This window comes from Streptomyces sp. WAC03905, assembly GCF_057371075.1.
In genome coordinates this window covers 1,865,869-1,877,065 of the sequence record NZ_JBXYDZ010000003.1, presented here as the reverse complement: position 1 = coordinate 1,877,065, position 11,197 = coordinate 1,865,869, and the positions used below count along the sequence as shown (strand labels likewise).

Sequence of the window (11,197 nt, the reverse complement as noted above, 5' to 3'; positions counted from 1 at the left end):
GGGTCGGCGCCGCTCCTGCGGTCCGGCGGGGACGGCCGCCGGCACGGCGGCTCCGGCGGGCGCACCGGGCCGGGGGTGCACGACCCGGTGTACGGGCGTCACTTCGCGCCCAGGCGCCGGGCCGCGAGGGCGGCCGTCGCCGCCCGGTCCGGTTTGCGCGAGCGTCCCGACAGCGGGATCCGGGCCAGGAGCAGCTCGTCCGGGCGGGCGGTGCCCATCCGGGCGACCGGCTCCGACAGGGCCGCGCGCAGGGCCGGTTCGTCCGCGCCGCGCTGCGGCTGCACGACGGCGACGAGGCGTTCGTCGCCGTCTCCCGCCGGGATCCCGACGAGCACGGCGAGTTCCACCCCCGGGACGTGCAGGGCGGGCTCGTACAGGCCCGGGTAGATGTTCTCCGCGCGGCGCAGCACCATGTCCTTGCACCGGCCCTCCAGGACGATCCGGCCCGTGGCGTCCAGCCGCGCCCGGTCGCCCGTACGCACCCACGGATCGGGCTCCTCACCGAGGTAGCGGCGGCGGGCCGCCGGCCCGGCCAGCAGCAGCTGTCCGCTGTCGTCCAGGCCGGTCCGTACGCCGGGCAGCGGGGTCCCGACCAGGTCCCCGGCGCCGTCGTGGGCGGACTTCTCCCGGGACTCGACGGCGGCCGCCGGGAACAGTTCGGTGAGCGCGTACACGCCCCAGGCCTCGTCCGCCCCGGCGGCCCGTACGCGTTCCAGCAGGCCGGCGCCGGCCGGGGCGGAGCCCGTCCACACACGGCCGTGGAACCGGGCGCCCGCGCCCAGGGCGTCCCGCAGCCGGGGCGGAGTCAGGTAGGTGTCGCAGGGCCGCAGACCCGCCAGCTGCCGGCCCAGCAGTCGGGTGCTGGTGGCGGGCAGGGCCACGGGGGCGCCACGGGTCAGTGCGGGGACGAGGACGAAGAAGGTGCCGCCGAGCACGGGCTCGTCCCCGCGGGCGTCGAAGAGGGACGAGACCGTCGCCATGCCGGCCGACAGGCTGGCCCGGGTGTGCACCACGGCCCGCGGCCGGGAGGTGGTCCCGGAGGTGAACACGATCACGGCGTCGGCGTCGCCGTCCACGGCGGCCTGCGCGGGCACGCCCGACCGGGGAGCCTCCAGGTCCAGCGCGGGCGCGCACCCCGGCAGTCGGGGCCCGACCGTGGCGACCGGCCCGAGGCCGGCGAGGTCGGGCAGCGCGAGACCGGCCCGGCGGGCCAGCGGCCGGGCCCACCCCGCCACCGCCTGCGCGGCCGCGTCGGCCAGTACCAGCGCGGGCCGGGCCAGCGCGAGGCGGGCCCGCAGGACGTCGGGCCCGGCGCCCGGATCCAGTACGGCGCCGCGCAGCCCGAGTCGCCACAGCGCGAGCAGGACGGCGAGGGCCCGCGGCCCGGGGCGCACGGCGACCCCGACGGTGTCCCCGGCACGCAGCCCGCGGGCGTGCAGGGCGGCGGTGAACGCGTCGGCCAGTTCGGCGAGTTCGCCGCGGGTGGCCCGCACCCGGGGTGCGCCGCCGCGGGTGGCGGTGAGGACGGCGGGCCGCTCGGGGCGGCTGCGCAGCGCGTGGTCGAGTCGGTCCAGCATCAGCGGGGGTCGTCCGTTCCGTGCGGTCCGCTGCCCTGGTCCAGGTACCAGCGGGCGGTGCCGGCGATCCCGTAGGCCCGCAGGCGCCGCGTCGAGTTCTCCACGACCATGTCCCGGCAGTGGACGATCCGGTCGGTGTGCCGGCGCACGGCGTTGAGGAACAGCCGGTCGGTCGGCGACGGCCGTCGGGGCATGCCGCCCACGGCCAGGTACAGCTCGGCGGTGATCGCCATGTTGTTCCCCGCGTGCATGCGGTACGGCGCCCGGTAGCCGTGGCGGCGGGCGTGCCGCGGCCGCAGCCGGCCGAACAGTGCCGCGAGCGCCACCAGCGCCCCGAAGCCGGCCCGACCGAGCGGGCCGTGCTCGTCGCGCCGGGCCGTGATCCGCCCGCACACGAGGCCGGGGCGGCGGGTGAGCGCGCCGCGCGCGGCCGCCGTCCAGCCGGGCCGCGGCAGGCAGTCGGCGTCGGTGCGGGCCAGGAGTGCCGCGCCCCGGCCGATCGCGTACCGGAAACCGGTGTCCACGGCGGAGCCGACGCCCTTCTCCGGTTCCTCGATCACCTCCACCGGGAAGGGGGCGGCGGCCGCGAAGTCCCGGGCGACGGCGCCCGTGCCGTCCGCGGAGGCGTTGTCGACGACGAGGAGGGTGAAGTCCCGGTCGTGCTGCGCGGCGAGCGCCCGCAGGGTGTCCGCGAGCCGGGCCTCCTCGTCGTGGGCGGGCACCACGACCCACATGCGGTTCACGACTTCTCCCAGACCATCGTCATGATGCTGATGCCGCCGCCCAGGCCGACGAACAGCACCCGTTCCCCCGGCGCCAGTTCGGGGAACACCCGGTCCAGCTGCACCCCGATGCTCGCGCTCGCGACGTTGCCCAGCTCCGGCACGGTCACCACCAGCTTGTCGGCGGGCACGCCGGTCAGTTCGGCGAACCGCTCCAGGTAGGGGACCGTCACCTGGTGCACCAGCACCTTCGCGAACCCGTCCCACGACATCCCCGTACGGTGCAGCGTCCGGTCGATGACGGCGGTGCCCACCTTCTCGAAGACGCCGCGCAGTTCGTGCCCGTCGCCGCGGAAGTAGGTGTACGCGTCCCCGCGCGGGTGCCGCGAACCGCCGCCGGGTATGCCCCCGACCTCCCAGTGTTCCGAGTGGGTCTCGCTGTCCACGTCGAGGATGCCGCCGCGCTCCACGGCCTCCACCACGACGGCCGCACCGGCGTCGCCGAAGGTGTAGCCGGCGAAGGCGTCGCGCAGCTCCGCCGGTCCGGACGGGTCCTTGCGCACCGCCCGGCTCGGGGTCTCCCCGGTCACCACCAGGGCCCGCCGGGCCCGCCCGGCGAGGATCATCGACCGGGCGAGGTCGATGCCGTTCACGAAGCTGTTGCAGGCGTTGGTGACGTCCAGGGCGTGGGCCCGCGAGCCCAGCTCCGCCTGCACGATGTGCGCGGTCGCCGGCTCGACCATGTCACGGGAGGCGGAGGCGAAGAGCAGGAGGTCGATGTCGAGGGGGGAGAGCGAGGCGGAGTCCAGGGCCCGGCGGGCGGCGCCCACGGCGAGCGTGGAGGCGTACACGCCCTCGCCGGCCACCCGGCGGGAGACGATCCCGGTGGCCTGCCTCAACAGCCGCGGCGGCAGCGCCAGGCCACTGCGGCGCGCCACCTCCTCCTGGAGGGCCCGCGAGGACAGCACCTCGTCGGGCAGGAAGCTGGCGACGGCGGTCGGCCCGGCGCTGCGCGGCGGGTCACACGGCTCGATGAACATGCCCCCACGATGGCAAGGGCGGATGCGCCCGGCCTGAGTACGGATGCTCAACCGGCCGGGGTGCCGTGCACGGCCCGGGTGAGTAGGAACGCGGCGTTCCGGCCATGTGGCCCGTTCACGCCGCCCGGTGTGGTCGAGGGGGCCGCCGTACCCTTCCGGCGACGCGACGACGGCCGGCCGCAGGGCACGACGGCGGATGGCCGCAGGGCGCGTCGGCGCCGTACCACAACCGCAGCGCCGTCCGTTCTCCAGGTGTACGGCGCGGTGTCACGAAGGCATCCCCGTCCGGTACCCCGGGACCGCTGTCCTTGGGGCGCCCCTCGACTCCCCCCTCACCCCCAGAGGTCGTCACCCCATGGCAGAACTCAACCGTCGCAGGTTCCTGCAGATAGCCGGCGGCACGGCCGCCGTCGCGATGCTGAACGACAGCATCGCGCGGGCCGCCGCCATCTCGGCGCAGGGCACCACCGGCACCATCCAGGACATCGAGCACATCGTCGTCCTGATGCAGGAGAACCGGTCCTTCGACCACTACTTCGGCGCGATGAAGGGAGTCCGGGGCTTCGGCGACCCGCGGCCGGTGCTCCAGGACAACGGCAAGACGGTCTTCCACCAGTCCGACGGCACCAAGGACATCCTGCCCTTCCACCCGCAGATCGCGGACCTCGGCATGCAGTTCCTGGAGGGCCTCGACCACGACTGGGCCGGCGGCCACCAGGCCTACAACAACGGCAAGTACGACAAGTGGGTCCCGGCCAAGACGGCCACGACCATGTCGTACATGACGCGGAACGACATCCCGTTCCACTACGCCCTCGCCGACGCCTTCACGGTGTGCGACGCCTACCACTGCTCCTTCATCGGCGCCACGGACCCCAACCGCTACTACCTGTGGACCGGTCACACCGGCAACGACGGCGTGGGCGGCGGCCCGGTCCTCGGCAACCAGGAGGCCGGCTACGGCTGGAAGACCTACCCCGAGCGCCTGGAGTCCGCCGGGATCTCCTGGAAGGTCTACCAGGACATCGGCGACGGCCTGAACGCCGCCGGCTCCTGGGGCTGGATCAACGACCCCTTCCGCGGCAACTACGGCGACAACTCGCTGCTGTACTTCAACACCTACCGCAACGCCCAGCCGGGCAGCGCCCTGTACGAGAAGGCCCGCACCGGCACGAACGCCAAGGCGGGCGACGGCTACTTCGACCGGCTGCGCGCCGACGTCGTGGGCGGCACCCTCCCCCAGGTCTCCTGGATCGCCGCCCCCGAGGCGTTCAGCGAGCACTCCAACTGGCCGACGAACTTCGGCGCCTGGTACATCTCGCAGGTCCTGGACGCTCTGACGGCGAACCCGGCGGTGTGGTCGAAGACCGCCCTGTTCATCACCTACGACGAGAACGACGGCTTCTTCGACCACGTGGTCCCGCCGTACCCGCCGGCCTCCTCCGCCTGGGGCCTGTCCACCGCCGACGTGTCCAGGGACCTCTACGCGGGCGGCGGCGGTTACGCGGCCGGACCGTACGGGCTGGGCCCGCGCGTCCCGATGATCGTCGTCTCCCCGTGGAGCAAGGGCGGCTACGTCTGCTCCGAGACCTTCGACCACACCTCCGTGATCCGCTTCATGGAGAAGCGGTTCGGGGTGCACGAGCCGAACATCTCCCCGTGGCGCCGGGCCGTCTGCGGCGACCTGACCTCGGCCTTCGACTTCACCCGCGCCGACACCGCCCCCGCCGCGCTGCCGTCCACGGCCGCGTACGTCCCGCCGGACAAGGACCGCCACCCGTCCTACCACCCGACGCCGCCCGCGTCGGGAGCCCTGCCCCCGCAGGAGGCCGGATCCAAGCCGACCCGCGCGCTCGGCTACGCCCCGTACGTGGACGGCGCCCGCACCGTCTCCACCGGCAAGTTCACCCTCACCTTCGCCTCCGGCCCGACCCTGGGCGCGCACTTCCACAGCACGTCGGGCAACCGCACGGACGGCCCGTGGCCCTACACGGTGGAAGCGGGCAGGACGCTGTCGGACACCTGGTCCACCAGCGGTTCCACCGGCAACCAGATCAACCTGACGGTGTGGGGTCCCAACGGCTTCCTGCGCACCTGGAAGGGCCCCGCGAAGAAGGCCGGGCCGGAGGTCACGGCCCGCCACGTGAGCGCCACCGGCAACCTGGCGCTGACGATGACCAACTCCGGCACGGCCGCGGTCAACCTCACGGTCACCAACACCTACGGCGGCGCGGCCCAGACCTTCCGGGTCCTGGCCGGCGCCACCGTCACCCACACGGTGAACCTGTCGGCCACGGGCCGCTGGTACGACGTCAAGGTCGTCTCCGACCTCGACACCACCTTCCTGCGACGCTTCGCCGGGCACGTGGAGACCGGTGCCCCGGGCGTCTCCGACCCGGCGATCAGGACCGCCTGATCCGGTCCTCCGGCGCGCGCGGCAGCCGCCGTTCCAGGACCGCCAGGTCCCCGGGACGGTGGCTGCGTGCGTGCCGGGCCCCGTCCGCGTCCGCGTCCGCGCACCGCGTCCGACGCAAGTCCTCCATGACCGGCCGGTCCGCGCGCGAGGGCGGACCCACGGTGTGACGGTGGGCGCGATGGGCATGACGTACGGCGTCGGTCGTCACCACCTGCGTCACCGAGGGAGAACGCATGGCCATCGCCCACCGTCGGATCGGCACCGGACCCGTCCGCGTCATCGTGCTGCACGACTGGTTCGGCACGTCCGCCAACTGGGGCTCCGTGCTGGACCACTTCGACCCCGAAGGCTTCTCGTACGCCTTCCTCGACTACCGGGGCTACGGCGAACGCCGGGACGCCACCGGCCGCCACACCCTGCCCGAGATCGCCGACGACGTCCTCGAACTCGCCGACGGGCTCGGCTGGGACACCTTCTCCCTGCTCGGCCACTCCATGGGCGGCAAGGCCGCCCAGCAGGTCCTCGTCCGCGCCCCGCACCGGATCGAGAAGATCGTCGGCGTCGCGCCGGTCCCGGCCGCGCCGTACGCGATGGACGACGCCACCCACGCGCTCTTCTTCGGCGCCGCCGAGAACCCCGGGAACCGGCGCGCCATCCTCGACCTCGTCACCGGCAACCGGGCGAGCCCCCGCTGGATCGACGCGATGGTGGCCCACTCCCTGGAGGTCTCCCGGCCGGAGGCCTTCGCCGGCTACCTCGCGAGCTGGCAGTCCCTGGACCTGTCCGCCGCCGTCAAGGGCAACACCGTCCCGGTGCTCGTCCTGGTCGGCGAGTACGACCTCGCGCTCACCGCCGACGTGATGCGCGCCACCTGGCAGGCCTGGTACCCGAACTGCCGCGTCCACACGATCTCCGGCGCCGGCCACTACCCGCCGCACGAGACCCCCGTGGCCTTCGTCACCGAGGTGGAGGCCTTCCTCCGCGCCTAGTGATCTGGTCGTGAGTTGATTCGGCACCACGTGAGTCGCTTTGCGTACCAATTCGCGGGTTTGGCTGACGGGCGCTGGCCGGCTTCGGTGTGCTGTGGGTTGTGGGTGACAGCAGGCTGGAGCCGCTGGTCCTCAGTGAGGCCGAGCGGCAGGTGTTGAGCAACTGGGTCAGGCGTCGGGCGACCGCGCAGGGTCTGGCTCTGCGGGCGAGGATCGTGCTGGCGTGCGCGGTGGGTGGGCCGAACCTGGCGGTGGCCGCCCGGCTGGGAGTGAACCGCGGCACCGTGGCGAAGTGGCGGGCCCGGTTCCTGCGAGACCGGCTCGATGGACTCGCGGACGAACCGCGGCCCGGGGTCCCGCGGACCATCACCGACGCCCAGGTGGAAGAGGTGGTGGTCCGCACCCTGGAGGAAACCTCTCCTGGCGGGACGCACTGGTCCAAGCGGGAACTGGCCAAGGCCGTGGGCATCTCGCCAGCCAGTGTGCTGCGGATCTGGCATGCCTTCGGCCTCCAGCCGTGGCGGACCGAGACCTTCAAGATCTCCCCGGACCCGTTCCTGATCGAGAAGATCCGCGACGTCGTCGGCCTGTATCTCGCTCCGCCGGCGAACGCGGTGGTCTTCGCGGTGGACGAGAAACCGCAGATCCAGGCCCTTCAGCGGACCGCGCCGGTGCTGCCCATGATCCCGGGGGTGCCCGAGCGGCGCAGTTTCGACTACGTCCGGCACGGCGCCGTCGACCTGTTCGCCGCCCTGAACACCGCGACGGGCAAAGTGATCACGAAACTGTCCGCGCAGCACCGGGCAGTGGACTTCCGGGACTTCCTCGACGAGATCGACCGCCAGACCGACAAGGGCCTGGCGGTCCACGTGATCTGCGACAGTCTCTCCGCCCACAAGGCGCCGGTGGTGCACAGGTGGCTTCTGGCGCACCCCCGGTTCCAGCTCCACTTCACCCCCACGTACTCGTCGTGGATCAACCAGGTCGAGCGGTGGTTCGCCGAGCTGGAACGGCGCTGCCTGGAGCGCGGAGTGTTCTGCTCACTCGACGACCTCAAAACCGCACTCGAAGGCTGGATCAAGGTCTGGAACGACGACGCCCGGCCCTTCAAGTGGACCAAGACCGCCGACCAGATACTCGACCGGATCTGCCGCTACTGCTCACGCATCTCCGAACCAGATCACTAGGTCCTGTCGTCAAAGTGGCGCCGGTCAGGCCCGCGGTGTCCGGTGCCGTGCATCGCAAGGCGGAGGGGCGCCCGAGTACTGGACGTACTGGGGCGCCCCGACAACGCGGCGAGGTGCGGTGCCGGGCGCCGCGGGCCAGGTGCAACTTTGACGACAGGGCCTAGGGGGGTGCCCGGCGGCACAAAAAACCCCTGGGGCACGAGAAGACCTCGTGCCCCAGGGGAACAGGGTGAGTGACGGGACTTGAACCCGCGGCCACCTGGACCACAACCAGGTGCTCTACCAACTGAGCTACACCCACCACGAAGGGCGGCGGACCGCCCGTTCGATGTGCATGCACAGCATAGCCGATCTGCGGGGTGGTCCTGCGACGCCTTATCCGCCGGACCGCCCCGTGGCCAGGGTCTCGGCGCCCTCGGCCGCGCCCTCACCCGACCGTGCGGCGGCATGCGCGACGGCGGCGACGGCGAGGGCCCCGATGATCGGATGGGGCGTCCTCCCGTCGCCCCGCAGCTCCGGCTGGAAGAGCGTCGCCAGGAAGAAGGGGTGCCCGGGCAGCTCCACGACGCGCACCTGCCCGTCCTCGTCGTGCCCCGACAGCCGCAGCCCCCGCGCGGTGAGGGCCGGCAGGTGCCGCGGCGCGGGCCCGAAGCTGCAGTGGTAGCGCTCCACGGACCGCTCCGCGCCGAGCGCCGCCTCGGCAAGCGACCCGGGCTCGGCCCGTACGAGCCCCTCGTGGCCGACGAGCGAGCAGGCGAGCGGGGCGATCAGCGGGTCGGCCGCCCCGGGGTCGTTCTCGGCGTGCGCGACACCGGCCAGCCCGCACACCGTCCGGGCGTACTCCAGCAGCGTGTGCTGGAAGCCGCCGCAGGTCCCGAGGAAGGGGACGCCCTCCTCGCGGGCCACCCGGATCGCGGCCAGCGCGCCGGCCTCGCTGGCGTACGGGCTGCCCGGCAGGACCCACACGGCGTCGAAGCGGGCCAGGGTCCCGGCGGCCGCCTCGGCCGCGGCGTCGGCGGTGGGGATCCAGTAGGCGTCGAGGACGAGCCCGTCGCGGGTGGCGAGGGCGTCCAGCAGCAGCGGGATCCGGGTGTGGGACTCCACGTGCGGCGAGCGGTCGCCGACCAGGGCGATCCGGGCCGCGGGGCGTGCGGCGGGCGCGGCGGGTGCGGTGCGGGACGTGGACGCGGTGCGAGCGGTGGCCATGCGGATCATCTTGAGTGCGCCGCCCGCTTCAGCGCCAACGATTGTTCGTGCACCTTCCATAAGCAATCCTGATGACCATGGACCCGCACCTGCTCCGTACCTTCGTCACCGTGGCCCGGCTCGCCTCCTTCTCCGGCGCCGCCCGCGAGCTGGGCTACACCCAGTCCGCCGTCTCCCAGCACATCGCCGCGCTCGAAGGGGACCTGCGGGCGGAGCTCCTCACCCGCCGGCCCGTCGCGCCGACCCCGGCCGGAGTGCGGCTCCTGGAGCACGCCGGACCGCTGCTGCTGCGGCTCGACGCCGCGCGGGCCGACGTCCTGCGGCTGGCGGCCGCCCCGCCCGGGCGCGTCACGCTCGCCGCGTCCCCGCTCGCCGTGGGCCCGCGACTGCTCGCCGCACTGCCCGCCACCGGGGTCACCCTGCGCGTCCTGCCCCCGGCCGAGGTCCCCGCCGCCGTGGCCACCGGCGGCTGCGACCTCGGCCTGGTCGACGGCCCGGCCGCCCCGAGCGATCCGCTGCGGCTGCCCGACGTGGCACCGCTCACCGTGCGGGGCGCCGGGGAGGAGGAACTGGCCGTGCTGCTCCCCGCCGGGCACCCCCTCGCCGGGCGGGCCGCCCTCCGCCTGGACGACCTCGCCGACGCCCGGTGGATCGACGCCCCCGGCGTCGGCCTGCCGCTCACCGCCGCCCGCGCCTCCGTCCGCTACGAGGGCACCGACCTGCACGCCCTCTGCGCCCTGGCCGCCGCCGGGCACGGCCTGGCGCTCCTCCCGCGCCGCGTCGCCGTGGCCGTCGGCGCGGGCGTCGCCGTACCGCTGTCCGCCCCGCGCCTGGTGCACCGTACGGAACTCCTCGCACCCGGCGCCCCGACCGGCGCGGCCGCCGCCCTGGCCGCGCGGCTCACGGCAGGATCCCCCGTATGACCGATGACACCGACGCCACGGGCCCCGCCCCGTTCACCGCGGCCGACTACGCCGCCCGCATGAGGGCGGCCGCGCGGAGCGCCGCCGACGCGGGGCTCGCCGGGCTGCTCATCACCCCCGGCCCCGACCTCACCCACCTCACCGGCTACCGGCCCACCGCCGAGACCGAACGCCTGACGCTGCTCGTCCTGGCCCCCGGGAAGGACCCGGTGCTCGTCGTGCCCGCCCTGGAGGCACCCGACGCGGCCAGGGCCCCCGCAGCCGCCGCGCTGACGCTGCGGGACTGGGCCGACGGCAAGGACCCGTACGCCCTGACCGCCCCGCTGCTGGACTTCCGCGGCCGCTTCGGCGTGAGCGACAACACCTGGGCGCTGCATCTCCTGGGCCTCCAGCAGGAGTTGCCCGGAACCTCCTACGCGCCGCTGACGAACTGCCTGCCCATGCTCCGCGCCGTGAAGGACCCGCAGGAGCTGGAGCGCATGGCCGGCGCGGCAGCCGCCGCGGACGCCGCCTACGCGCAGATCCTCCACCTCCCCTTCGCCGGCCGCCGGGAGACCGACGTCGCCGCCGACCTGGCCGCCCTGCTGCGCACGCACGGCCACGCGCAGGTCGACTTCACCGTCGTCGGCTCCGGCCCCAACGGGGCCGACCCGCACCACGAGGCCGGCGACCGCGTGATCCGCCACGGCGACATGGTGGTCCTCGACTTCGGCGGCCTGCGCTTCGGCTACGGCTCCGACATCTCCCGCACGGTGCACGTGGGCGAGCCCACCGCCGAGGAACAGCGGGTCCACGACATCGTCCGCGAGGCCCAGCAGGCCGGTGTGGCGGCTGTCCGGCCGGGCGTCGCCTGCCAGGAGGTGGACCGGGCGGCACGGGCCGTGATCACCGAATTCGGCTACGGCGACCGCTTCATCCACCGCACCGGCCACGGCATCGGCGTCACCACCCACGAGCCCCCGTACATGGTCGAGGGCGAGGAACAGCCCCTGGTTCCCGGCATGTGCTTCTCCGTGGAGCCGGGGGTGTACCTGCCCGGCCGGTTCGGCGTCCGCATCGAGGACATCGTGACCGTCACCGAGGACGGCGTCCGCCGCCTCAACGAGGCCCCGCGCGAACTGGCCGTCGTCGACTGAG

At 74.1% G+C, this 11,197-nt stretch carries 9 protein-coding genes and 1 tRNA gene; 5 read left to right on the top strand and 5 right to left on the bottom strand.

What is annotated here, in order from left to right:
* Positions 1-98 precede the first annotated feature (98 nt).
* The 3 genes from AC2RP6_RS11040 to AC2RP6_RS11030 are packed head-to-tail and all read right to left on the bottom strand — an operon-like array spanning position 99 to position 3,339.
* On the bottom strand, positions 99-1,577 hold the full coding sequence (locus AC2RP6_RS11040) for a class I adenylate-forming enzyme family protein (protein ID WP_486446069.1): 1,479 nt from the start codon (positions 1,575-1,577) through the stop codon (positions 99-101).
* Entirely contained in the window at positions 1,577-2,311 is a 735-nt protein-coding gene (locus AC2RP6_RS11035) for a glycosyltransferase (protein WP_486450292.1), read from the bottom strand. The genes AC2RP6_RS11040 and AC2RP6_RS11035 overlap by 1 nt, the downstream gene beginning before the upstream one ends.
* A 5-nt stretch (positions 2,312-2,316) precedes the next feature.
* Positions 2,317-3,339 carry a 3-oxoacyl-ACP synthase III family protein gene (locus AC2RP6_RS11030; RefSeq protein ID WP_486446068.1) on the bottom strand — a complete coding sequence of 341 codons (1,023 nt, stop codon included), beginning with the start codon at positions 3,337-3,339 and terminating at the stop codon, positions 2,317-2,319.
* Between the two features lie 355 nt (positions 3,340-3,694).
* Between AC2RP6_RS11030 and AC2RP6_RS11025 the strand changes: the two genes are divergently transcribed.
* The 3 genes from AC2RP6_RS11025 (at position 3,695) to AC2RP6_RS11015 (ending at position 7,931) form a co-directional block, all read left to right on the top strand.
* Complete coding sequence (locus tag AC2RP6_RS11025) at positions 3,695-5,755, top strand: phosphocholine-specific phospholipase C (RefSeq protein WP_486446067.1); 2,061 nt, start codon at positions 3,695-3,697, stop codon at positions 5,753-5,755.
* 233 nt (positions 5,756-5,988) lie between these two features.
* Complete coding sequence (locus AC2RP6_RS11020) at positions 5,989-6,744, top strand: alpha/beta fold hydrolase (protein WP_486446066.1); 756 nt, start codon at positions 5,989-5,991, stop codon at positions 6,742-6,744.
* A 101-nt stretch (positions 6,745-6,845) separates the two neighbouring features.
* Positions 6,846-7,931, top strand: a complete 1,086-nt coding sequence (locus tag AC2RP6_RS11015; protein ID WP_486446065.1) for an IS630 family transposase — start codon at positions 6,846-6,848, stop codon at positions 7,929-7,931.
* A 228-nt stretch (positions 7,932-8,159) separates the two neighbouring features.
* Here AC2RP6_RS11015 and AC2RP6_RS11010 read toward each other — a convergent pair.
* Positions 8,160-8,232 (bottom strand) — tRNA-His (locus tag AC2RP6_RS11010).
* 74 nt (positions 8,233-8,306) lie between these two features.
* Positions 8,307-9,137 carry a CTP synthase C-terminal region-related (seleno)protein gene (locus AC2RP6_RS11005; RefSeq protein ID WP_486446064.1) on the bottom strand — a complete coding sequence of 277 codons (831 nt, stop codon included), beginning with the start codon at positions 9,135-9,137 and terminating at the stop codon, positions 8,307-8,309.
* 77 nt (positions 9,138-9,214) lie between these two features.
* On the opposite strand from AC2RP6_RS11005, the gene AC2RP6_RS11000 reads away from it, so the two are divergent.
* Complete coding sequence (locus tag AC2RP6_RS11000) at positions 9,215-10,060, top strand: LysR family transcriptional regulator (RefSeq protein ID WP_486450291.1); 846 nt, start codon at positions 9,215-9,217, stop codon at positions 10,058-10,060.
* A complete protein-coding gene (locus tag AC2RP6_RS10995; protein WP_486446063.1) occupies positions 10,057-11,196 on the top strand; it encodes a M24 family metallopeptidase in 1,140 nt (379 codons plus the stop codon). The genes AC2RP6_RS11000 and AC2RP6_RS10995 overlap by 4 nt, the downstream gene beginning before the upstream one ends.
* Position 11,197 lies beyond the last annotated feature (1 nt).